This is a genomic window from Bacillus sp. LQ01, assembly GCF_057624735.1.
In genome coordinates this window covers 232,103-252,980 of the sequence record NZ_JBYEZL010000002.1, presented here as the reverse complement: position 1 = coordinate 252,980, position 20,878 = coordinate 232,103, and the positions used below count along the sequence as shown (strand labels likewise).

The window sequence follows — 20,878 nt, the reverse complement described above, 5'->3', positions numbered from 1 at the left end:
TCTTTTTATTTATCGATTAACTGCACCATAAGTAATGCCTTTCCAACAACATTACCTTCATGATGCACCTCTACATCGACCTTACCAAATTTACGCCCAATTTCTAATACTTTCGGATGAACAGATACAACATTATCAATTTGAACCGGCTTTACGAAATAAATCGTTAAGTTTTCAACAATTAAATCGCTTTTCTTTTGCGCACGAATGACGCGATTTGTCGCTTCTGTCACAATTGTTGCAAATACACCGTACGATAACGTTCCGATTGAGTTCGTCATTTGCGGCGTCACCGAAAATTGATATAGATGCTCATTCTTCGCTTCTTTCGGCGTCATAAATTGATTCGTTACAATATCATCAATGGTTTCTCCAACTTGTGGCTGCCGTTGAATCATTTGCAGTGCCTGAAGTACATCTTGACGGCTAATAATACCTTGTAGTTTATTTCCTTCATCAACAACAGGAAGTAACTCAATACCTTCCCACACCATCATACGTGCCGCAGCTGCGACAGACATTTTACCGTTCACTGTAATTGGGTGTTTTGTCATCACTTTATCAATTGGTGTTTCTTTCGCTACACCGATCATATCTTTTGAAGTCACGATTCCTAGCACTTTGTTACTTTCATCAACAATCGGATACCTTCCGTGCATCGTCTCTTCATTATAGGCATGCCATTGCTGCACTGTATCATTTGGCTTTAAATATAACGTTTCTTCAATTGGCGTTAAAATATCTTCAACGAGTACAATTTCTTTCTTAATAAGCTGATCGTAAATCGCACGGTTAATTAACGTTGCAACTGTAAAGGTATCGTAACTACTTGAAATAATCGGCAGTTTTAATTCATCTGCTAATTTCTTCACATGATCTTCCGTATCAAATCCGCCCGTAATTAATACAGCGGCTCCAGTTTCTAACGCTAATTGATGTGCGTTCGTACGGTTACCGACAATAAGTAAGTTCCCAGCTTCTGTATAGCGCATCATCGCTTCTAATTTCATTGCCCCGATTACGAATTTATTTAACGTTTTATGTAGTCCTTCTCTGCCTCCAAGTACTTGACCGTCGACAATGTTAACGACTTCTGCATATGTCAGTTTTTCGATATTCTCTTTCTTCTTTTGTTCAATTCGAATTGTTCCGACACGTTCAATTGTACTAACATACCCTTTATTTTCTGCATCTTTAATTGCACGGTAAGCGGTCCCTTCACTTACACTCAAATCTTTCGCAATTTGTCTTACAGAAATTTTATGGCCTACTGGCAGGCTATTAATATGTTCTAAAATTTGGTTATGCTTGGTAGCCAAATGGTTTCACCATACTTTCTTTTCCCTAAATTCTTCATGTGTTGTACTTTCAGTATACTATATTTTCAAAACTGTTACACTCTCTCTTTGCATACCTGTACTATTTTTTTTATAACAAAATGACTCTTACATTCCACCAGTCATTCTATTACAACAATGTAATGCTATTGTCATCTCATTCGATAGTTCGCACACTTGATTACCTATACAATTAAGACAAGAAATAAAACAAAGGAGCGAACACATGATGAAAAAACTTTTAGAGGTTGTAGGTGCTGTATTTTTAGCTTTCGTAGATGGGAAAAAAGTTACAATGGAATTGAATGAAACACCTGAGCAGCCACGTACCAAAAGAAAAGAATCACCAAAACAAATACAAGTATTAAAAGCTGTCCTACACACGTAAAAACCCTTCACTTTTCTTTTCAAATGAAGGGTTTCTTTTCTATAGTGTAATACTTTCTCCAGCTTCTAATACTTTCCCTGTACAATTTTGTAGCTTTTCTACAAATTGATATGGATCTTGTTCAATAACTGGGAACGTATTGTAATGCATCGGTACAACAGTTTTCGCATTAATCCATTTTGCCGCTAGTACAGCATCTTCTGGTCCCATTGTGAAATTATCACCAATTGGTAAAAATGCTAGATCAACTTTATTTAATTCCCCAATTAACTTCATATCAGAGAATAGTGCAGTATCTCCTGCGTGGTATACAGTTCTCTCTTCTGCTGTAAATAAAATACCTGCTGGCATACCTGTATATGTAATCGTCTTATTTTCTTCATCAATATAACTAGAGCCGTGGAATGCTTGTGTAAACTTCACTTTTCCGAAGTCAAATTCATGTGAACCACCAATATGCATCGGGTGTGTATTTACACCTTGCCAACTTAAAAATGTTGCTAGTTCAAATGGCGCTACAACAACTGCATTATTTTTCTTCGCAAGCTCTACTGTATCTCCAACATGATCACCGTGTCCATGCGATAAAAGGATTGCATCCACTTTTACATCTTCAGCTTTTAAATCTGTTTTCGGATTACCTGTTAAAAACGGGTCAATTAAAATAACTTTTTCATTCGCCTCAATTTTCACAACTGAATGTCCATGATAAGATACTTTCATTATTACATTCCTCCCCTATTCACATTCTCACTTTTTATTCTACATGATTTTTCAATTCCCTGTCTTTTCTAACATCTATTTACTTGTCATAACACTTTCTTCCGAGTTAAAGTTATATTTGTAATTAAATATCTCGGGGGTGCCAATCGATGAATGCTAGATTAGAAAATTTAATGCAATGGCTAAAAGAAAAAAACGTAGAAGCTGCGTTCTTAACTTCTACACCGAACGTCTTCTACATGACAAACTTCCACTGTGAACCACACGAAAGATTACTTGGTATGTTTGTATTCCAAGAAAAAGAACCTATTTTAATTTGCCCTAAAATGGAAGAAGGTCAAGCGCGTAACGCTGGCTGGGCACATGAAATTATCGGATTTACTGATACTGACAGACCATGGGATATGATTGCAAAAGCAATTAAAGACCGCGGCATCAATGCAAATGCAGTTGCAATTGAAAAAGAACATTTAAACGTAGAGCGCTACGAAGAATTAACGAAATTATTCCCAAATGCAGCTTTCAAATCAGCTGAGGAGAAAGTTCGCGAACTTCGTTTAATTAAAGATGAAAAAGAACTTTCTATTTTACGCGAAGCAGCTAAAATGGCGGACTATGCTGTTGAAGTTGGTGTAAATGCAATTAAAGAAAACCGCAGCGAGCTAGAAGTATTAGCAATTATTGAACACGAATTAAAAACAAAAGGCATACATAAAATGTCATTTGATACGATGGTATTAGCAGGTGCGAACTCTGCTCTTCCACACGGTATTCCTGGCGCAAACAAAATGAAACGCGGCGATTTCGTACTATTTGATTTAGGCGTAATCATTGATGGTTATTGCTCTGATATTACACGTACAGTAGCATTCGGTGAAATTTCTGAAGAGCAAACTCGCATTTACAACACTGTACTTGCTGGACAACTACAAGCAGTTGAAGCATGTAAACCAGGTGTTACACTTGGCGCAATCGACAACGCTGCTCGTTCTGTTATCGCAGATGCAGGTTACGGTGACTTCTTCCCACACCGCCTGGGTCACGGACTTGGAATTAGCGTACACGAATATCCAGATGTAAAAGCTGGCAACGAGTCTCCATTAAAAGAAGGTATGGTCTTCACAATCGAGCCAGGTATTTACGTACCAAACGTAGGTGGCGTTCGTATTGAAGATGATATTTACATCACAAAAGACGGATCAGAAATTTTAACGAAATTCCCGAAAGAATTACAATTTGTAAAATAATAAAAAAGGCAGCGGGATTGCTGCCTTTTTCTATTTCTCTACTATTTCAAATTTAGCACCATCTTCTCCTCATACTTATCATCCCATTTAATCACAACTTCTATAGGTTCATCTTTAGAGATAGGCGCGCAACTTACACAAGAAGACTTCATTTCAATCTTTGCTCCTCTATGAACTTCTGACGTTTGTGTCATTGTACTAAAGGCTCCATTAATAGCAATCTCTAAGTTTTTAAATTCTGTCTTTCCATCCCCGCCCTTATATTGAAACGTAAACATCCCATCTTCACTGTCATCCTTAATATGCCCTTTATATTGTCCAGTCCAACTTTTGCTCTCGCTAGAAAAAGTAACATACGAAATGGAACAGCTTCCTAAAAAGAAAATACTAATGAAAAAGAATAATGCTCTCTTCATAATGCCCCCCTCCATTCAAAAGCATTTATTTATTGTCTATTTCTTCCTCTTATTATACTATTAAAATACAGAATTTTCTAAAATAGGTGGTTTATATGTTACAACAACAGTTAGAAGAAATTCGTAATAATCATTACGTAATGGATACAATTAACATGGATTCTTTAATTTCCAATATGCTTAAACATATCGGTGTTACCGATAGCTATTTAAGGGACAAACTTATTTGCTCTACTTTTTACCATCTCATCAAAAAGGACTACCTTTCACACACACAATTACAGAAACTATTATTAGAAAGCATCAGTGACAAATATTTATTGTATAAGATTCATTCGGATGACGAAGATGCGGTATTTACCCGTGCATTTACAACATTATTAATTGCACTCATTATTGATGCCGATACAAATCATAATTTCTTATCACAGGCTGATCTTTTACATGTAAAAGATCGATTAGTGTTATATATGAACAACGAGCATGATTTCCGCGGATATGTGCAAGACCACGGCTGGGCACATAGTATCGCTCACGCTTCTGATACATTTGAGGCGCTTGTTCGTAGTCCTAAACTGGAAACTTTATATTACGAAGAAATATTACAAACTTTATTAAACAAAGTTTGTGTCCATTCTATTTACTACAAATATGAAGAAGACGAACGTCTCGTTTATCCGATTGTCGCAATGCTACAAAATGGTCTAAAGGAAGAGGTACTCCTATTAGCCCTTCATGAATTAGTAGCTCAATTACCCGTCAAAAAACAGACATTACATACTGAATCGTACGAGTACCTATACGGAAATATAAAATCTTTCTTACGTAGTTTGTTTTTCCGACTACGCACACTGTCTATATGTGAAGAAACCGAATGCAAAATTGAAAAATTGCTGCAAGACCTTCCAAAATATTATTAAAAAAAGAAGGCCACTTAGAAAGTGCCTTCTTCTATTTCACTAATATTTAATTGAAATTTCACGATCCAAACTGAGAAAAGGTGGACAAGAAGCGCAAACGCCATACATGCTCCGCTTAAAAAAGTTAGTATAGGATGCGAATACACGTGCCCCAATCCATAGGATATCGCCACGAAAAACATTGTTATGTAAATATAAATTGCTCCATGTATTTGCCTCATATAAACCTCCTTTTCCCATATTATAACATAAGTTTTCTGATTATTCACATTAATTACTCGTAATCAATATTTCTCAACTGTTACACCTCTTACAGCAGCCTTAATATACGGTGACCCTTGTAAACTTTGTAAATCCTCTGTTTTCCTGTTACGACTACACCGTATATTGGTAAGTCTTTTGTTTTGGTGTTTTTTATTTCTTTATCCCGCATTAACAGGCAGTAAGACCCCCACATCAAAATTCAGCGGAAGCAAAGAAGTTAGGGGGGGCGGACTGCTCGTAAAAGCCCGATTGGTGAGGGCTGATAATCAGTAGGGGATGCCCCCCCCACTGATTAAAGTTTCACTTTATAGTTTATCCTAAAATATTCTCGATATCCCTCTTTATTTTCACTTAAAGATATCCAAATACAGCTTTTATAAATTTTTCCATAATAAAAAGCACATTTATTTTGATGTGCTCTTCACATATAATTTAGTAAAATATGAACCATTTTTTTGAAACAAAAACTCCCACTCATCTCTCCCCATACTATCGTTATGACTTAGTTGCCATAATAATTGAACGAGGATAAAATCCCAGCTTTTCATAAAATGATACAGCTTCATTTCCATACACTACTGTTAATTCAATTTCATCTATCTTTTTCACTTTAAACCATTCCACTGCACTATTCATTAATTTCAAACCAAATCCGTTTCTTCGGTATTTTTCATCAACAAATAAAACTTCAATCTTTCCGCTTACGCTTTTACTATACGCTATACAAAATCCTAATATATTATCTGTTTCTGACTCAATCAATAATTCAATTCTATATTCTCCGTACTTTGAGTTCTTTTTATAATTTTCAATACGTTCCTCAAATGTCATTCTTGGGTAATCGCCAGAAAAATATTTTGATTTATTATTATGATATTCATGCAATTTATTTAAGGATTCTCTTATTATCTCTATTTCATCGAGAGTGATATATTTATTACTAATTCTCATCCTATAGCATCTCCAATAATATATATTTCAGCAAAAAAATAAGACTGTTTTTTGTTCACAAAATATTACTCTATTACTCCATCGCTTCCCTCACAACATCTTGAATCATAACAACTTCTGTTTTCATATCAATAGACATTGCTTCTTCATCAATACATTCATACCAAAACGCTAAGTGCTTTTTATCGATTTCATAATGAGAATTTTCGACAAGAGCCCCGCCTTCTCCTTGCACAGAATACCAATATAAGTACTCTTCTCCATCTCTTATTTCCCGGAAAATTGTCTCAACGTACATCTTTTCGTCGTTTAATGTCAAAAGGACTTCTTTCATATTGTCATTAAGAAGCTGCATCCATTCATCTACTCGATGACTCTTACCAGGCTTAACTTTAAATCTCGTTAATTCCACATTCATTTTTATTCCCCCGTTTTCTTACTTACAAACAATCTATATTCTATCGGATTATGAAAACTTAATTTACTAGCTAGTTTTTGCGAAGGAATATTGTCTACATAACAATCCCAGCACGGTGTAATATCATTTTGCATGCAATGCTCAACGAACCGTGTCGCAACAGCTTGAGCTAATCCTTTTCCTTGATATGCTTCATGTGTTGCGATATCTATTTCAGCATAACCATTCCCGCTAAATATTGAGACACATTCAGCTACAATTATCCCATCTTGTTCTATACAAAATCCAAAACCACTATTCAAAAACGTTTCTTTTGATCCCCAATATCCTTTGTAGTACTCCTCTGTAAATTCACTGCTTCGTTCTATATCACTTTTATCAATACGCTTCACTGCATATGTATTTTTATTTGCATCTTGTGTTCGCTCTTCAAAGATTTCTCTTTGGAATTTCATTCGTGGCATATTCCGAAGTACATTACTAAAACACCCTTCAATCATCATTTCCCACTCTTCACTTGAAGCGAATAGTGTAAATCTCTTCTCTGTTTTTTCAATAGCCATTTTTAAATACATCAATAAATCTTCATTATAATTTTGATCATCCGTATGACCAAATAAATAATAGATACCGTTAACTGTACGAATTAATCCTGCTGTTAACTTCTCGTTGGCAAAAACCTCACCATCTACCATTTGATCACATACCGCATAAGCAAATGTCGTCGTTCTTGTATTACTTTCCAAAATCGGAATGATTTTTCTATACTCGGCTACAGATAATTTTTTCATAATTGCTCCACTATAATCGTATCAGCCTCTATATGTTCAAAACAAAGATTTACCGTCCTCTTTAATGCTCTCGTTCTATGAATCGTACATGCTGGAATTAAAATAGAATCATTTGGCTTTAAAACCGCCGTTTCTCCATCTTCAAAATCAATAAGTAACTCTCCCTCTAGCACAATAAATAATTCATCCGAATTAGAATGATAGTGCCAATCATATTCACCAGTAAATACAGCGATGCGTAAGCAATGACTGTTTATGTTTGAAACGACGAAGTTTTTATGTTGATCTTGAATGTCTTTTGTTAATTCTATTAAGTTCACAGTTTCCATATTTCATCCCATCCTTCCATTAGTCGTTCTTCTGAAAAACCAACTTAGTCTCCACCACCTCCGCAATCTCCTCCGCCATCACTTGAGCTGCTACAATCGTTGCTACTGTAGTCACCGAATCCACTTGATGAGCTTGAATTGGATGAAGATTTTTTGCTTCTTTTTCTATCTTTTTTACTTTCATGACTAGGCCAAACCTTATCAAATAATATAAAGAATAAGATTCCTTCTACCATAACAAGCATAACGCCAAAAATACCTTCAATAACATTAGGTGTTATCCCCAAACATTTAACCATCCCACATAAAAACACACATAAAAACACACAAAAAATCACATACAAGAACATACAAATATATCGAAATACTTTTTCTATCATAAGGACTACTTTTTGTGAAAAAGGTATGTTCTGCTCCTGTTTTTTCTTTATGTACTTTTGTCTCTTTGCTTGCTTTTTCTTCCTCTTTTTACTCCCCATTGAATCCCCTCTTTTTATTATATAATTCTAAATTATCATAATAAAAAATGATTTACACCAATAAATAACAATTATTCACATGTTATTTCTCCATAAAAAAAGACCCTCCTCATAAAGGAAGGTCTCGAATGTATTTCTATTATGATAAAGCAGGAGCTTTTTCAAGAAGCTCTTTCGCATCAGCGTATTGTAAGCCGTGCGCTTCTGCAACTGCTTCGAATGTTACATAGCCATCTAATGTGTTAATACCTTTTAGTAATGCAGTGTTGCCTAAGCAAGCATCTTTGTAACCTTTGTTCGCAATTTGTACTGCATATGGTACTGTTACGTTTGTTAATGCAAGAGTTGACGTACGTGGAACTGCACCTGGCATATTAGCAACTGCATAATGAACAACGCCGTGTTTTTCGTAAGTTGGGTTGTCATGAGTTGTAATACGATCAGTTGTTTCGAAAATACCACCTTGGTCAATCGCGATATCTACAACGACAGAACCCGGTTCCATTGATTGAATCATTTCTTCAGTTACAAGTTTTGGCGCTTTTGCACCTGGAATTAATACTGCTCCAATAACAAGGTCAGATTCTTTAACAGCTTCTGCAATGTTGTATGGATTAGACATTAATGTTTTTACTTGGTTACCGAAAATATCATCTAATTGACGAAGACGTTCTGCACTTAAGTCAATGATTGTTACATCTGCACCTAAACCTACTGCAATCTTAGCTGCGTTTGTACCAGCTTGACCACCGCCGATGATTGTTACTTTGCCGCGTTTTACCCCTGGAACGCCTGCAAGTAAAATACCTTTACCACCTTTGTTTTTCTCAAGGAATTGTGCACCGATTTGTGCAGACATACGACCAGCTACTTCACTCATAGGTGCAAGTAATGGTAAAGAACGATTGTCTAATTGTACTGTTTCGTATGCGATTGATGCAACTTTGTTATCGATTAATGCTTTCGTTAATTCTGGTTCTGGAGCTAAGTGTAAGTATGTGAATAAAATTAAACCTTCACGGAAATAGCCGTATTCACTTGCTACTGGCTCTTTTACCTTCATAACCATATCTTGATTCCATGCTTCTTCAGCAGTTTCTACAAGTTTCGCACCAGCTTGTACGTATTCTTCATCCGTAAAGCCAGATCCTAAACCTGCTCCTTTTTGAACAAAAACTTCATGACCATTTTGTACTAAATGTACTGCTCCCGCTGGCGTCATTGCCACACGGTTTTCATTGTTTTTAATTTCTGTTGGAATACCGATACGCATGATTAGTTCCCCCTTGAGTTATGAAATGACCCCTGAATCATTTTTTTAAAGCGCTTTCTACGCTCTTATATTTTAACATAATATCTCAATATTTGACAAAAAAATAACACGAGTTTTCCGATAGATTTAATTTTATATTAAAGGACAGTATTATCCGCACCTCTCAGCACAATGGATAAACTGTCCAATTATTCGAAACTTCATCTTATTTTATTCTATCGATGTCTATGAATAACATCCACTGCACCAGTAACTTCAATAATTGTACCGGTAATCATATCGGAATCGTCCTCACATAAAAACGAAATGGTTCTTGCAATATCTTCACCTGTTCCAGATCTACCAATCGGTGTGTTATGCTCTTTCAGCTGACGTGCTTCTTGAATAGTTGCCTCTTTCATCTCGCCTATAATATCACCAGGACATACCATGTTCGCAGTAATACCATACTCCGCTTCTTCATAAGCAACTGTTTTCGTTAATGAAACAAGTCCTACTTTCGCTGCGGCAAAAGCTGAACGATAAATCCATCCCGGTGCACTATCCGCCCCTTGAAATCCGTAATTAATAATACGGCCAAAGTTCTGTTTTCTCATGACCGGAACGACAAGTTTTAATAAATGAAATACCGCTGTTAAATTTCCCTGAATCATTTCATTCCATTCATCTTCTTCATAATCAACTAACTTTTTTCGTTCAAATACATATGGACCAGCATTATTAATTAAAAAGTCAATTTTGCCAAAACGGCTCATCGCTTCTTCTACTATTTTATGTAAATCTTCCTTTTTCGTGACATCCGCTTGCACGAATTGTAGACGCTCTTCCACATCTTTATATGTTTCTTTCATCGTTTCCATAGCCGTGGTATCGCTATGGTACGTTACTGTTACTGAATAGCCTTTAGCCAATAACTTTTCTGTTACTTGCTTTCCTAAACCCTTCGTACCGGCTGTAATGAGCGCATGTCTCACAAAACTGCCCCCTTTTAAATTGCTATACTTCATATGTAACAAGTTCTCGCTCCAATTACAACTAAAATGAATTGAAACAGAGTTTTCAAAATTCTGTAACGTTTCTGGCAAGCACGTTACCAAAATTTGTTTTATAATTAAGTTGTAAACAGTTATAAAACAGATTGGGAGGAATTTACTATGAATAATACATATACAAATATTTTAATCGCGGTGGATGGTTCTAAAGAAGCAGAAAAAGCCTTTAAAAAAGCAATTCAAGTCGCAAAGCGCAACAATGCAACATTAACAATTGCTCATATCGTTGATGTAAAAGCATACTCAGCAGTAGAAGCTTATAGCCGTGCAATTGCTGAACGGGCAAATCTATTTGCAGAAGACTTATTAGAAGACTACAAAAAAACTGCGCTTGAAGCTGGTCTTGAAAAAATTGAAACTGTATTAGAATTCGGTAATCCTAAATCAAAAATTTCAAAAGAAATCGCTCCAAACCATAAAGTAGATTTAATTATGTGTGGTGCGACTGGTTTAAATGCTGTTGAGCGTTTCCTAATTGGTAGCGTCTCTGAACATATTATTCGCTATGCGAAATGCGATGTCCTTGTTGTTCGTGGTGATGAAGAGCAAGGTGAGCTTTAATTTATAGATAAAACACCAAGTCCACATAGGCTTGGTGTTTTTCATTTTATAAACTTCACTATAAACACAAGACATGCTACGACAACAACGGTAATTGCCAACACATAAGGCGGAAGAAACTTCAAAGACCATAACGCCATCATGATTGTCGCGATCGTTAAGTACGTTTGCTTTGCACCTTCTGTCATTTTTTTACGAAGTAAGAAGACGTACAAATAGCCGATTGGCGGCGTAATGAAGCAAAGAACATATATGATTTTTGATTTTAAATACCATTTTTGTTCTCCAAGTTTCTTTATATCTCCTTCAATTCTCTTACTCTCTTGTTCTTTCGCTTCTTCTACAAGCTGGTCTTCCTCTTCTCCTCGCTTTTCTTTCATATAAGGAAGAAAGTGCATAAAAAAATAGTATGCGAATACGAACGCTCCAAATCCAATATTTAATCTTTCTAATGGAATATGTTCACTAAAAAAAGCAGCAGTAAGCACTAAAGACAAACAGTATGTCATCATCCAAAATGAACGTTTTCTCTTTTTCCGTTCCATTTCTTTTTTGCCTTGTATATCTTTTCTTTTCGAAAGCCATATAGAAATAATGCAATCTACTACAAATAGAGCAAAAATAAATATCGCAACGTGTACTGTTTCTAAATCCTCAAATGAAAAGATATTTGGGAATGCAACGTGTAATACAATTAGCGTGTACAAAATTAACCCTATAAAATAAATACGTCTCATTTTTCATCCCTTTCTTATTTCCTAACATTACGTTAACATACATTTTTTAGAAATAGACGGACAAAATATATATGTGTAAAAAAGGAGGATGCAACATGGATGATTCTGAACGTATTATTTTAGATGTGAATGGGAAAGAACTCGAAATGCTAGATACGATTCGTACTCATTTTAAAGAGAAACATGGCGTTGAACTAAGTAACGGTGCATTACTTAGAGATTTGATGGATATTGAGTATATTCGAATTACGGAAGATCGACATAAGTATGATTAAAAGAAAAACGACTGCAGGCGAATGCCATCAGTCGTTTTCTTTCTTTATTTAAGCTCTTGATGCTTCCCGCCCATACCACCTTGCTCATTGCTATCTTGGTGTACAGTTAGTTTATTTGTTTTCGTATCTTTTAAAACTCTATATGTATATGATTCATTTGGTTCATCTTTAAACTGCACATTCATTCCATACGAATCCATTTTGCTATAAAAGGCCGGTTTTATATATAAAATATCACTTTCTTTATATCCTTTATCTTGCAAATGCCACATCGTTGCGATAATCGCTTCTTCTCGCTTTTCTTTTTCACCAACATACATATATTTGTCCAAAAGAAACACTTTAGCATTTGCAATTAAACTAATTACCAGTACAATGATAAACACTATTTTTTTCATAGACTTCCCCTAAATTGTTATTTTTTACTATATTGTAACTTAAATATTATTAAAAAACAAAGTACGCCAGACTTTACTAGACTGGCGTACTTCCCAACTCAATTCTTAATAAATTCTTTCGTTAACCCCTTCGCCTTCTCCAAAGCGTTTTTGATTTGTTCAAATCCTGTTCCACCCGAACTATTACGACGCTTTACAGCCGCATATGGTGAAAGAACTTCATACAAATCCTCTTCAAATAAAGAGCTCATTTCTTTATATGTTTCAAGCGAGACATCTAATAAATAAATTCCTTTTTGTGTGCAATATAGCACTAACTTCCCAACAATTTCATGAGCTTGACGGAATGGTAGTCCTTTGTTTGCTAAATAGTCGGCAATTTCTGTTGCATTGGAGAAATCTTGCGTCACAGCTTGCCCCATTTTTTCTTTGTTTACAGTCATCGTTTCAAGCATGCCCGCCATAATATGAAGGCATCCTTCTACTGTTTTTACTGTATCAAACATTCCTTCTTTATCTTCTTGCAAGTCTTTATTGTAAGCGAGCGGTAATCCTTTCATTACTGTAAGTAAACTGAATAAATTACCGTATACTCTGCCTGTTTTACCACGGATTAGTTCCGCCATATCCGGATTTTTCTTTTGCGGCATAATGCTGCTTCCAGTTGCGTATTGATCGCTCATTTCAATAAATTGAAACTCTTGGCTACTCCATAAAATAAGTTCTTCACAAAAGCGCGATAAGTGCATCATAAGCAGAGATGAGTTACTTAAAAACTCCAAGATGAAATCACGATCGCTTACTGCATCTAAACTATTTTCATATATTCCATTAAATCCAAGAAGCTCCGCACTATATTCTCGGTCAATCGGGAATGTCGTCCCAGCTAGCGCTCCTGCTCCTAATGGGGAGATATTAATACGCTTTAACGAATCTTCATAACGATTTACATCACGCTCTAACATCCAAAAGTAAGCGAGAATATGATGAGCAAATGAAATCGGCTGAGCACGTTGCAAATGCGTATAGCCAGGCATAATCGTTTCAATATTATTTTCTGCTTGATGAACAAGAACAGTTTGCAATTGTTTTGTAGCTTTTATAATATGTTCTACCTTTTCTTTTAAATACAAATGCATATCTGTCGCTACTTGATCATTACGACTTCGGCCAGTGTGAAGTTTTCCTCCTACTTCGCCAATTTGTTCAATTAACATTTTTTCGATGTTTAAATGAATATCCTCTGCTTCTACTAAAAATTGTAGCTTATTCTCTTTTGCTTCTTTCAATAAATATTGAAGACCTATCTTTATTTTCTCTGCTTCTTCTTTCGTAACGATGCCTTGCTTTGCTAGCATCGTTACGTGTGCAATACTCCCGTTTATATCTTGATTTACTAATTGTTGATCGAAAGAGATGGATGCTCCAAACTCTTCAACCCACGCTTCCGCTTCTTCAGTAAAACGTCCGCCCCAAAGTTTGCTCACGCTTCCACCTTCTTTTGATTCACTTGGCTGTATACTTTCGTCGGTAAACCAAATAATGAAATGAATCCAACTGCTGCATCATGATTAAATTCGTCCTGGGCAGTATATGTTGCTAATTTTTCATCGTATAAAGAGTATTCAGATTTACGTCCTTCTACAATCGCATGACCTTTAAATAATTTCACACGCACTGTACCTGTTACATTCTTTTGCGTTTCTTGTAAAAATGCATGAAGCGCTTGTTTTAAAGGTGAGAACCATAAACCGTTATAAATAAGTTCTGTTATTTTCTGTTCAATCACTGGTTTAAAATGCGCTACTTCTTTTACGTGTGTTAAATCTTCCAACTCTTTATGCGCAGTGATTAACGTCATTGCTGCTGGGCATTCGTATACTTCACGAGATTTAATACCGACAAGACGATTTTCTACGTGATCAATACGTCCAACGCCGTGTTTTCCAGCAAGCGCATTTAACGTTTTAATTAATTCTGCAAGTGAATATGCAGTGCCATTTAAAGTAGTCGGTACGCCCGCTTCAAATCCGATTTCTACAAACTCTGGTTTATTCGGTGTATCTTCTAACGCTAATGTCATCTCATATGCATCTTCTGGCGGCGCTGCCCATGGATCTTCTAAAATTCCACATTCGTTGCTGCGTCCCCATAAGTTTTGATCGATTGAAAACGGGCTATCTAAATTAATCGGAATTGGTACATCGTTTTCTTTTGCATATGCAATTTCTTCTTCACGTGACCATTTCCATTCACGTACAGGCGCAATCACTTCTAAGTAAGGATTTAATGCTTGGATAGAAACTTCAAAACGAACTTGGTCATTTCCTTTTCCTGTACATCCGTGTGCAACTGCAGTTGCGCCTTCTTGTTCTGCGATTTCTACTAATTTCTTCGCAATAAGCGGACGAGATAATGCAGAGACAAGAGGGTATTTTCCTTCGTATAATGTGTGTGCTTGCATCGCCATCAATGCATATTCGTTTGCAAATTCTTCTTGAACGTCAATCATATATGATTTAATTGCACCTACTGAAAGTGCCTTTTCCTTTACAAATGCTAAGTCTTTACCTTCCCCTAAGTCTAAACAAAGCGCGATAATATCATAATTCTTCTCTTGTAACCATTTAATTGCAACGGAAGTATCAAGACCTCCGGAATATGCTAATACAACTTTTTTCTTCTCCATTTTGCATCCCCCTAAAGAATAAATATTCATTTTCTTTTATAATAATTCACACTTTAACACCTTTCACAAAATGTATCAAGAGTCATTTTCAAATTTTTTCAAACAATTTCGTCGAACTTCTTTCTGTTTTTCTGTACAATATAAGCAGGAAAACGGGGGTGAACTTATGGAAAAGTATTTCTTATACGATGAACATCTAGGAATTGAAATTCCACATTTACAAGAAGACTGGGAAGAAATCCCCGAAAAAATGCAACATGCTATTTTACTAAAATGGGAACAAGTTCGCGGGAAAATTCCTGATCGTATAAAAGAACTTGAGCACTATATTAATAAAAAACAACATTATTTAAATAACGAAGAAGACTTCGAAGTTTCTTGTAAACTAAATTCAGAAATTGCCGATCTTGCTTCCATCATTAATGACCTTTGGCTTTGGTATCGACTCACTCAAAATGTATCTGAGGGGAAAGCACACCAATGAAAAAAGCATGCCCCTCAATTACTTTGGGTCATGCTTTTTTTGTCGTAACATGATTTACAATATATCTCTTGTGCTGTTTTTGCCAAACACACATCAAAAGGGCCAACTAATATACTTCTTTCTTTCGGCAACTTTACAAAAGCAACAAGCTCTTCTTCATATTGAATTTTTTTCTGACATGAAATACATATTAATTCTTTTCTTTTGAACATTCCTTTTAGCATACCTTCACTCTCCCCTTCATCTATCTATATTAATATACTCTCATAATAGTTAAGACTTGTAAAAAAATGACACATTCCGAATCGAATGATTCATATACTATGTACAAAAGGAGGTCTACAGCTTATGCGTGCTTTCGTTATTATCGCTTTAACTTTTTTAAGTGTGATTAGTTGGGATGCGTTTTTCAAAGATAAAAGTGATGAAAAGAATACAACGGAATAAAACCTTTTTTTCTTACTTATTGGACAAACCGTTACAAACTGTCCAATCCTCCGAAATAACTTAGGCTTTTCTACAAAAATATTTAAACATAACATTTTTTGTAGATTCCCTCCGTTTATTGTCGGTTTCCATCCGCATACATTTTTTAAAAGTATGATATAATAGTATAAATCTTGAAGGAAGGGATTTTGATATCATGATCGCTCGAAGGAGCATGTGGCATCGTATTGACGAATCATACACGTAGCGTATTTTTCAGCTCAGATACTTTAGTCTAGCGAAAAAAATACGAGAGTGGGGAAATTATGATTGCCCGAAGGATAATTTGGCAAAAAAAAGACTCTTCTTACACATAGCGTTTTGTTTAGGACTTAATTGTTACTAACTAAACAAAACAAAGAAGAGCAGGATTGCTAAATGAAGAATCCTACTCCACGTTTTGTTTAGTCGTTTTAAGACTTAAACTAAAACGAAGGTAGGGAGAATTGATGGACGAGAGGATTATTCGTTATTTCTTCAGCGACATATAGCGTAGTTAGTTTTTTCGTAAACTAACTGAAAGCTACATGTGAGCTCGTAGTTAGTTTACAACACAAAAAGGACTACTAACTACGGAAAGAAGGAATAACGATGAGGAACATCCAAAGTCGGCAAATTATTAAAGAAATTTTTATGGTTTTAATCGGTTCATTTATTTTAGCAGCAGCGCTATATCACATTCACTTCCAAAACCACTTAACAGAAGGTGGCTTTGTAGGAATTGCACTATTCATTCAAAACTTTTATGATATTTCACCATCTATTTCAACTGTATTAATGGATATCCCAATTATTTTACTGTGTGCTTCATTTTTAGGTAGAAAAATGGTTGGCTATTCATTCCTAGGTTCAATTTCATTCGGAGTATTTTATTCCTTTATGGAAAATTATTCTCCATTTACGGTAGATTTATCAAATAACTTATTTATAGCTGCAGTAGTTGGCGGTGCGTTAGCTGGTATTGGACTCGGTTTTATATTGCGATTTGGCGGTGCAACCGGTGGAGACGATATTTTAACAATTGTATTAAGTAAACGAACTCGTTTTACAATTGGGCAAATTTTCTTCGTCTTTGACGCGATTGTTCTTGCGCTTTCATTATATTATTTAAATTGGACAGAAATTGCTTTTACTATTCTTTCGATTGCCGTACAGGCAAAAACATTGGATTTAATTTATTATCCAAAAACAGAAAAAACAGCAGAAAAGCAGCCAGTATCTGTTCCAATGTCCAAAAAACATGCAACAAATTAAAAAAGCGAAAGGCTTCGGCCTCTCGCTTTTTTTATGCTCTTTTTTCTTTCTCGACTATATGGCGCACTTGATAAAATCTATTTGCAAATTCAGTAACGTTTCTTGTTAAACGATAATTCACTGTAGATCCAATTGCCATTCCAATTACCGGTATACCTTGGAATAATTTACGACGAAGAGCATAAATCGAAAATGTCTTCAAAATTTGTTTTAACACAACCTCAGTAGAAGCTGTTTGTAGCACTGCTTCGTCTCCTTCGTAGAAGAACGAATCTTCTTGCTCCAGCTCTTGCAATAAATTGTACCATGCGTATTGCTGAAGTCTTCCTGGTAGTAATGACGCATGAAACACCTTTAACGCAAGCATCATTTCATACGGCTTGTTCACATCATGTCCAAATGATGTTGCAATAAGTTGGACTGCCTTCACATTTAATGCGATCATAACCGGAAAATCCGCCGTTAATAATAATAAACCTCCAGCACCTGTTGCCCCGCCTTGTACAAATGAATATAGACGATGACGTGCTGTTTGCTGCTCTGCTATGTATGTTAATTGATCAATAGATAATGCTTTCAAATCTTCAAGCTGTTCAATCGATTCATCAAATAATCTTGATGTTCCTAAAATCCGATTACGTGCATCTAACTGTGCTTGTGAACTTTGAATAAATGCATGCAAATGAAAGAGCCATCCATCTGCTTTCGTGAAGAATTCTTTTCGCTTTTTCTCAGGTAATTTCGCAACTGTAGTATGTAACCATTTATCAAACACTTTTTGAAAATCGGTCGCTTCTTGCTCAACTAATTGCGCTTCCCATTCTTTTATATTGTCTAAAATGGCTTGTTCTCGCTTCGATCGCATCGTAACAACCACCTCGTTCGATTTTTTTCTATTGTAACATATTTCTGCTTATTCTTTGCAAATATGCTTGTCTATCTTTATTCACATACCATTTTTGAATGGCATAAAATATTAACAAAAAGGATGAGATAAATCACATGAATCTATCCGATATAAAAAAAGAATATAATGCGGTATTCAGCTTAGGACAAAACTGCTGGCCTGCTTGGGCATTATATCAATTAGAATTATCACCATTTTTTGGCGTTATTGATTTTATGCTAAGCCCCTCATTAGAAAAAGTGAATGTATTATTACAAAATCGATTTGACCGCTTTTTAAATTTCGAAAATTTATCCTTCATCTCATTTTGGGATGATGATGCAAAATTAAGATTAAGGGACAACCTTTATGAAATTGACTCCTGTCATGACTTTAAAACAGATGTAAACACACCAACTTCTTGGCCTTCTTATACAGAAATTAAGTTAAATTATGAACATCGTATTAATCGTTTTCTAGCTACAATTGAAACGGCAGAATCCATATTATTTATTCGAACTGGAGGAACATATGAAGAAGCATGTTCCCTAGAAAAAATTTTATCTCAAATCGTTACACATACATTCTCTGTCCTGTTACTAATTCCTGCCGATATACCAACTATCACCCAAGAAGATTGGGGATTACAACGTGTTTGCGTTATGAAATGTCCTATTATGGATGTATACCAATACAATGAAGCATTTTGGAAAGACTTATTTGATGGAATTACGATTAGACCACATTCTTAAATACATGACACCTTTACTACAAAACATATTATAATCTTCCTTATACAAAAAAATAAGGAGTGATTGTATATGTATCCACGTGCAAAGGCTTTTGGCATTGCTATACATCACGGGCGTCTTCTCGTACAAGAATATCATTCAGCCGATGAAACATTTTACCGACCTCTTGGTGGTTCAATTGAACTTGGTGAACAATCAGCACATACCGTTATTCGTGAATTTAGGGAAGAGCTTCATACAGAAGTGGAAATCACCAATTATTTAGGTTGTTTAGAAAATGTCTTTCATCTAGATGGAGACATTGGTCATGAAATTATTCAACTATATTCTTTGCGTTTATTAGACACGTCACTATATGAAATGAAAATATTAAATATACAAGATGAGGAAACAGTAGCATATGCGAAATGGATTCCTATTACGGCATTCATTCAGAAAGAAAAAATATTATATCCGGATGGAGTTTTAAAATACATCCAAAAGAAAAAAGACGAAATCCTATAGGATCTCGTCTTTTTTTTCATATATTAACCAATATCTCCAAGACGTAGTACGTCACGAGCAATCATAACTTCTTCGTCAGTTGGAATTACGATAATTTTTACTGGAGAGTGTGGGAAGCTGATGAATGCTTCTTCACCGAATACGTTATTACGTTTTGCATCGAAGTATACGCCCATGTACTCAAGGCCTTCTAATACGCGCTCACGAATAATCGCACTGTTTTCACCTACACCAGCTGTGAAGATGATTGCGTCTACACCTTTCATACGAGCAGTGTAAGAACCGATGTATTTGTGGATACGGCTTACGAATACATCAAGTGCTACTTTCGCACGGTGGTCGCCTTCTTCTTCTTTCGCAATGATGTCACGTAGGTCACTAGAGTAACCAGTAAGACCTAACATACCACTCTTCTTGTTTAATACGTTAACTACTTCTTCTACTGTTTGGCCTGTTTTTTCCATGATGTATGGAATTAACGCAGGGTCAAGGTTACCAGAACGTGTACCCATTGTTACACCAGCAAGTGGCGTGAAGCCCATAGAAGTATCAATAGATTTACCGCCTTCTACTGCTGCGATACTTGCACCGTTACCTAAGTGACAAGAAAGTAAGCTTAAGCTTTCAATTGGACGACCTAATAATTCAGCCGCACGCTCAGTTACATATTTATGAGAAGTTCCGTGGAAACCGTATTTACGGATGCCGAATTTTTCATAGTACTCATATGGTAAGCTGTATAGGAATGCAGATTCCGGCATTGTTTGGTGGAATGCTGTATCGAATACTGCTACTGCTGGTACGTTTGGTAATACTTCTTGGAATGCTTTAATACCAACAACGTTTGCTGGGTTATGAAGTGGTGCTAAATCGCTTAATTCTTCGATATCAGCTAATACTTCATCAGTAATTAAAACAGAGTCAGCAAATTTTTCGCCGCCGTGAACAACACGGTGACCGATACCGCCAATCTCATCTAGAGATTTAACGATTCCGTTTTCAGTTAACTTTTTAAGAAGCATATTAACTGCTACTGCGTGATCTGGAATGTTTGTAATTTCTTTTTGTTTTTCGCCATCTACAGTAATAGTGAAGATACTATCTTCTAAACCGATACGTTCTACTAAACCTTTTGTTAATACTGTTTCACTTGGCATTTCAAATAATTGGAATTTTAAGGAAGAGCTTCCTGCGTTAATCGCGATGATTTTTGACATCTAGTCTTTCGCCCCTTTTTCTCTTGGTAGTTGTGTGGATGTTTCCA

At 35.7% G+C, this 20,878-nt stretch carries 27 protein-coding genes and 1 pseudogene; 9 read left to right on the top strand and 19 right to left on the bottom strand.

Annotated elements, in window-relative coordinates; all coding sequences use genetic code 11:
- Positions 1–5 precede the first annotated feature (5 nt).
- Positions 6–1,319, bottom strand: coding sequence for a CBS domain-containing protein (locus AC22L0_RS13665; protein WP_000201590.1), 1,314 nt, complete (start codon positions 1,317–1,319; stop codon positions 6–8).
- 244 nt (positions 1,320–1,563) lie between these two features.
- Here AC22L0_RS13665 and AC22L0_RS13660 point away from each other — a divergent pair, with 244 nt between their 5' ends.
- Positions 1,564–1,725, top strand: a complete 162-nt coding sequence (locus AC22L0_RS13660; protein WP_000976306.1) for a hypothetical protein — start codon at positions 1,564–1,566, stop codon at positions 1,723–1,725.
- Positions 1,726–1,764: 39 nt separating this feature from the next.
- Here the strand turns inward: AC22L0_RS13660 and AC22L0_RS13655 are convergent, their stop codons facing one another.
- Complete coding sequence (locus AC22L0_RS13655) at positions 1,765–2,448, bottom strand: metal-dependent hydrolase (protein ID WP_000868920.1); 684 nt, start codon at positions 2,446–2,448, stop codon at positions 1,765–1,767.
- 149 nt (positions 2,449–2,597) lie between these two features.
- Between AC22L0_RS13655 and pepQ the strand changes: the two genes are divergently transcribed.
- Positions 2,598–3,695 carry a Xaa-Pro dipeptidase gene (gene pepQ, locus AC22L0_RS13650; protein WP_000994032.1) on the top strand — a complete coding sequence of 366 codons (1,098 nt, stop codon included), beginning with the start codon at positions 2,598–2,600 and terminating at the stop codon, positions 3,693–3,695.
- Positions 3,696–3,736: 41 nt separating this feature from the next.
- Here the strand turns inward: pepQ and AC22L0_RS13645 are convergent, their stop codons facing one another.
- Positions 3,737–4,111, bottom strand: a complete 375-nt coding sequence (locus AC22L0_RS13645) for a hypothetical protein (protein WP_000816708.1) — start codon at positions 4,109–4,111, stop codon at positions 3,737–3,739.
- A 95-nt stretch (positions 4,112–4,206) separates the two neighbouring features.
- On the opposite strand from AC22L0_RS13645, the gene AC22L0_RS13640 reads away from it, so the two are divergent.
- A complete protein-coding gene (locus AC22L0_RS13640; RefSeq protein ID WP_000941455.1) occupies positions 4,207–5,031 on the top strand; it encodes a DUF2785 domain-containing protein in 825 nt (274 codons plus the stop codon).
- A 14-nt stretch (positions 5,032–5,045) separates the two neighbouring features.
- Here the strand turns inward: AC22L0_RS13640 and AC22L0_RS13635 are convergent, their stop codons facing one another.
- From AC22L0_RS13635 to AC22L0_RS13595, 9 genes and pseudogenes are all read right to left on the bottom strand, one after another.
- Complete coding sequence (locus AC22L0_RS13635) at positions 5,046–5,252, bottom strand: hypothetical protein (protein WP_001248905.1); 207 nt, start codon at positions 5,250–5,252, stop codon at positions 5,046–5,048.
- Between the two features lie 63 nt (positions 5,253–5,315).
- Positions 5,316–5,455 (bottom strand): annotated as a pseudogene (locus AC22L0_RS13630) (anti sigma factor C-terminal domain-containing protein); the annotation flags it as partial.
- Positions 5,456–5,790: 335 nt separating this feature from the next.
- Positions 5,791–6,246, bottom strand: a complete 456-nt coding sequence (locus AC22L0_RS13625; RefSeq protein WP_001222923.1) for a GNAT family N-acetyltransferase — start codon at positions 6,244–6,246, stop codon at positions 5,791–5,793.
- Positions 6,247–6,319: 73 nt separating this feature from the next.
- Positions 6,320–6,664 carry a DUF6176 family protein gene (locus tag AC22L0_RS13620; protein ID WP_001100208.1) on the bottom strand — a complete coding sequence of 115 codons (345 nt, stop codon included), beginning with the start codon at positions 6,662–6,664 and terminating at the stop codon, positions 6,320–6,322.
- A 2-nt stretch (positions 6,665–6,666) separates the two neighbouring features.
- Positions 6,667–7,455: a GNAT family N-acetyltransferase gene (locus tag AC22L0_RS13615; protein ID WP_000736729.1), complete on the bottom strand. Its 789-nt coding sequence runs from the start codon at positions 7,453–7,455 to the stop codon at positions 6,667–6,669.
- On the bottom strand, positions 7,452–7,784 hold the full coding sequence (locus AC22L0_RS13610) for a cupin domain-containing protein (protein WP_000450931.1): 333 nt from the start codon (positions 7,782–7,784) through the stop codon (positions 7,452–7,454). The genes AC22L0_RS13615 and AC22L0_RS13610 overlap by 4 nt, the downstream gene beginning before the upstream one ends.
- A gap of 44 nt (positions 7,785–7,828) precedes the next feature.
- The gene (locus AC22L0_RS13605; RefSeq protein ID WP_087967238.1) at positions 7,829–8,263 is read right to left on the bottom strand and encodes a hypothetical protein; all 435 of its coding nucleotides are present in this window, start codon (positions 8,261–8,263) and stop codon (positions 7,829–7,831) included.
- 139 nt (positions 8,264–8,402) lie between these two features.
- Positions 8,403–9,536: an alanine dehydrogenase gene (gene ald, locus AC22L0_RS13600; protein WP_001219402.1), complete on the bottom strand. Its 1,134-nt coding sequence runs from the start codon at positions 9,534–9,536 to the stop codon at positions 8,403–8,405.
- Positions 9,537–9,751: 215 nt separating this feature from the next.
- Entirely contained in the window at positions 9,752–10,543 is a 792-nt protein-coding gene (locus AC22L0_RS13595; RefSeq protein ID WP_002062486.1) for an SDR family oxidoreductase, read from the bottom strand.
- A gap of 147 nt (positions 10,544–10,690) precedes the next feature.
- Here AC22L0_RS13595 and AC22L0_RS13590 point away from each other — a divergent pair, with 147 nt between their 5' ends.
- The gene (locus AC22L0_RS13590; RefSeq protein ID WP_001066673.1) at positions 10,691–11,149 is read left to right on the top strand and encodes a universal stress protein; all 459 of its coding nucleotides are present in this window, start codon (positions 10,691–10,693) and stop codon (positions 11,147–11,149) included.
- A gap of 41 nt (positions 11,150–11,190) precedes the next feature.
- Here the strand turns inward: AC22L0_RS13590 and AC22L0_RS13585 are convergent, their stop codons facing one another.
- On the bottom strand, positions 11,191–11,886 hold the full coding sequence (locus tag AC22L0_RS13585) for a hypothetical protein (RefSeq protein ID WP_001252890.1): 696 nt from the start codon (positions 11,884–11,886) through the stop codon (positions 11,191–11,193).
- A gap of 95 nt (positions 11,887–11,981) precedes the next feature.
- On the opposite strand from AC22L0_RS13585, the gene AC22L0_RS13580 reads away from it, so the two are divergent.
- Positions 11,982–12,161 carry a hypothetical protein gene (locus AC22L0_RS13580; protein WP_000342765.1) on the top strand — a complete coding sequence of 60 codons (180 nt, stop codon included), beginning with the start codon at positions 11,982–11,984 and terminating at the stop codon, positions 12,159–12,161.
- Between the two features lie 44 nt (positions 12,162–12,205).
- On the opposite strand, the gene AC22L0_RS13575 is transcribed toward AC22L0_RS13580, so the two are convergent.
- The 3 genes from AC22L0_RS13575 to AC22L0_RS13565 all read right to left on the bottom strand — a co-directional run bounded on the left by AC22L0_RS13575 (position 12,206) and on the right by AC22L0_RS13565 (position 15,248).
- The gene (locus tag AC22L0_RS13575) at positions 12,206–12,559 is read right to left on the bottom strand and encodes a DUF3139 domain-containing protein (protein ID WP_000724675.1); all 354 of its coding nucleotides are present in this window, start codon (positions 12,557–12,559) and stop codon (positions 12,206–12,208) included.
- 98 nt (positions 12,560–12,657) lie between these two features.
- The gene (argH, locus tag AC22L0_RS13570; RefSeq protein ID WP_000041281.1) at positions 12,658–14,046 is read right to left on the bottom strand and encodes an argininosuccinate lyase; all 1,389 of its coding nucleotides are present in this window, start codon (positions 14,044–14,046) and stop codon (positions 12,658–12,660) included.
- The gene (locus AC22L0_RS13565) at positions 14,043–15,248 is read right to left on the bottom strand and encodes an argininosuccinate synthase (RefSeq protein ID WP_000412315.1); all 1,206 of its coding nucleotides are present in this window, start codon (positions 15,246–15,248) and stop codon (positions 14,043–14,045) included. The genes argH and AC22L0_RS13565 overlap by 4 nt, the downstream gene beginning before the upstream one ends.
- A gap of 166 nt (positions 15,249–15,414) precedes the next feature.
- On the opposite strand from AC22L0_RS13565, the gene AC22L0_RS13560 reads away from it, so the two are divergent.
- Positions 15,415–15,732: a hypothetical protein gene (locus AC22L0_RS13560; RefSeq protein ID WP_000417216.1), complete on the top strand. Its 318-nt coding sequence runs from the start codon at positions 15,415–15,417 to the stop codon at positions 15,730–15,732.
- 14 nt (positions 15,733–15,746) lie between these two features.
- On the opposite strand, the gene AC22L0_RS13555 is transcribed toward AC22L0_RS13560, so the two are convergent.
- Positions 15,747–15,956, bottom strand: coding sequence for a hypothetical protein (locus tag AC22L0_RS13555; protein ID WP_000911986.1), 210 nt, complete (start codon positions 15,954–15,956; stop codon positions 15,747–15,749).
- A gap of 853 nt (positions 15,957–16,809) precedes the next feature.
- Between AC22L0_RS13555 and AC22L0_RS13550 the strand changes: the two genes are divergently transcribed.
- Positions 16,810–17,472, top strand: coding sequence for a YitT family protein (locus AC22L0_RS13550; protein WP_001244515.1), 663 nt, complete (start codon positions 16,810–16,812; stop codon positions 17,470–17,472).
- Between the two features lie 31 nt (positions 17,473–17,503).
- Here AC22L0_RS13550 and AC22L0_RS13545 read toward each other — a convergent pair whose 3' ends face one another.
- Positions 17,504–18,337 (bottom strand): EcsC family protein, encoded by an 834-nt coding sequence (locus AC22L0_RS13545; protein WP_001256853.1) that lies wholly within the window; start codon positions 18,335–18,337, stop codon positions 17,504–17,506.
- Positions 18,338–18,474: 137 nt separating this feature from the next.
- On the opposite strand from AC22L0_RS13545, the gene AC22L0_RS13540 reads away from it, so the two are divergent.
- Together AC22L0_RS13540 and AC22L0_RS13535 are read left to right on the top strand one after the other, a co-directional pair.
- Positions 18,475–19,110 carry a DUF1796 family putative cysteine peptidase gene (locus tag AC22L0_RS13540; RefSeq protein WP_016110791.1) on the top strand — a complete coding sequence of 212 codons (636 nt, stop codon included), beginning with the start codon at positions 18,475–18,477 and terminating at the stop codon, positions 19,108–19,110.
- Positions 19,111–19,179: 69 nt separating this feature from the next.
- Positions 19,180–19,614, top strand: a complete 435-nt coding sequence (locus AC22L0_RS13535; protein ID WP_000283468.1) for an NUDIX hydrolase — start codon at positions 19,180–19,182, stop codon at positions 19,612–19,614.
- A 23-nt stretch (positions 19,615–19,637) separates the two neighbouring features.
- Here the strand turns inward: AC22L0_RS13535 and ackA are convergent, their stop codons facing one another.
- Positions 19,638–20,831 (bottom strand): acetate kinase, encoded by a 1,194-nt coding sequence (gene ackA, locus AC22L0_RS13530; protein WP_000034575.1) that lies wholly within the window; start codon positions 20,829–20,831, stop codon positions 19,638–19,640.
- Positions 20,832–20,878: the final 47 nt, after the last annotated feature.

What these genes read in the sequence shown, in the direction of transcription:
- AC22L0_RS13660 (WP_000976306.1), top strand. Translation starts at nt 1,564, where the DNA reads ATGATGAAAAAACTTTTAGAGGTTGTAGGTGCTGTATTTTTAGCTTTC.
- AC22L0_RS13655 (WP_000868920.1), bottom strand. Translation starts at nt 2,448, where the DNA reads ATGAAAGTATCTTATCATGGACATTCAGTTGTGAAAATTGAGGCGAAT.
- pepQ (WP_000994032.1), top strand. Translation starts at nt 2,598, where the DNA reads ATGAATGCTAGATTAGAAAATTTAATGCAATGGCTAAAAGAAAAAAAC.
- AC22L0_RS13645 (WP_000816708.1), bottom strand. Translation starts at nt 4,111, where the DNA reads ATGAAGAGAGCATTATTCTTTTTCATTAGTATTTTCTTTTTAGGAAGC.
- AC22L0_RS13640 (WP_000941455.1), top strand. Translation starts at nt 4,207, where the DNA reads ATGTTACAACAACAGTTAGAAGAAATTCGTAATAATCATTACGTAATG.
- AC22L0_RS13635 (WP_001248905.1), bottom strand. Translation starts at nt 5,252, where the DNA reads ATGAGGCAAATACATGGAGCAATTTATATTTACATAACAATGTTTTTC.
- AC22L0_RS13625 (WP_001222923.1), bottom strand. Translation starts at nt 6,246, where the DNA reads ATGAGAATTAGTAATAAATATATCACTCTCGATGAAATAGAGATAATA.
- AC22L0_RS13620 (WP_001100208.1), bottom strand. Translation starts at nt 6,664, where the DNA reads ATGAATGTGGAATTAACGAGATTTAAAGTTAAGCCTGGTAAGAGTCAT.
- AC22L0_RS13615 (WP_000736729.1), bottom strand. Translation starts at nt 7,455, where the DNA reads ATGAAAAAATTATCTGTAGCCGAGTATAGAAAAATCATTCCGATTTTG.
- AC22L0_RS13610 (WP_000450931.1), bottom strand. Translation starts at nt 7,784, where the DNA reads ATGGAAACTGTGAACTTAATAGAATTAACAAAAGACATTCAAGATCAA.
- AC22L0_RS13605 (WP_087967238.1), bottom strand. Translation starts at nt 8,263, where the DNA reads ATGGGGAGTAAAAAGAGGAAGAAAAAGCAAGCAAAGAGACAAAAGTAC.
- ald (WP_001219402.1), bottom strand. Translation starts at nt 9,536, where the DNA reads ATGCGTATCGGTATTCCAACAGAAATTAAAAACAATGAAAACCGTGTG.
- AC22L0_RS13595 (WP_002062486.1), bottom strand. Translation starts at nt 10,543, where the DNA reads ATGAAGTATAGCAATTTAAAAGGGGGCAGTTTTGTGAGACATGCGCTC.
- AC22L0_RS13590 (WP_001066673.1), top strand. Translation starts at nt 10,691, where the DNA reads ATGAATAATACATATACAAATATTTTAATCGCGGTGGATGGTTCTAAA.
- AC22L0_RS13585 (WP_001252890.1), bottom strand. Translation starts at nt 11,886, where the DNA reads ATGAGACGTATTTATTTTATAGGGTTAATTTTGTACACGCTAATTGTA.
- AC22L0_RS13580 (WP_000342765.1), top strand. Translation starts at nt 11,982, where the DNA reads ATGGATGATTCTGAACGTATTATTTTAGATGTGAATGGGAAAGAACTC.
- AC22L0_RS13575 (WP_000724675.1), bottom strand. Translation starts at nt 12,559, where the DNA reads ATGAAAAAAATAGTGTTTATCATTGTACTGGTAATTAGTTTAATTGCA.
- AC22L0_RS13565 (WP_000412315.1), bottom strand. Translation starts at nt 15,248, where the DNA reads ATGGAGAAGAAAAAAGTTGTATTAGCATATTCCGGAGGTCTTGATACT.
- AC22L0_RS13560 (WP_000417216.1), top strand. Translation starts at nt 15,415, where the DNA reads ATGGAAAAGTATTTCTTATACGATGAACATCTAGGAATTGAAATTCCA.
- AC22L0_RS13555 (WP_000911986.1), bottom strand. Translation starts at nt 15,956, where the DNA reads ATGCTAAAAGGAATGTTCAAAAGAAAAGAATTAATATGTATTTCATGT.
- AC22L0_RS13550 (WP_001244515.1), top strand. Translation starts at nt 16,810, where the DNA reads ATGAGGAACATCCAAAGTCGGCAAATTATTAAAGAAATTTTTATGGTT.
- AC22L0_RS13545 (WP_001256853.1), bottom strand. Translation starts at nt 18,337, where the DNA reads ATGCGATCGAAGCGAGAACAAGCCATTTTAGACAATATAAAAGAATGG.
- AC22L0_RS13540 (WP_016110791.1), top strand. Translation starts at nt 18,475, where the DNA reads ATGAATCTATCCGATATAAAAAAAGAATATAATGCGGTATTCAGCTTA.
- AC22L0_RS13535 (WP_000283468.1), top strand. Translation starts at nt 19,180, where the DNA reads ATGTATCCACGTGCAAAGGCTTTTGGCATTGCTATACATCACGGGCGT.
- ackA (WP_000034575.1), bottom strand. Translation starts at nt 20,831, where the DNA reads ATGTCAAAAATCATCGCGATTAACGCAGGAAGCTCTTCCTTAAAATTC.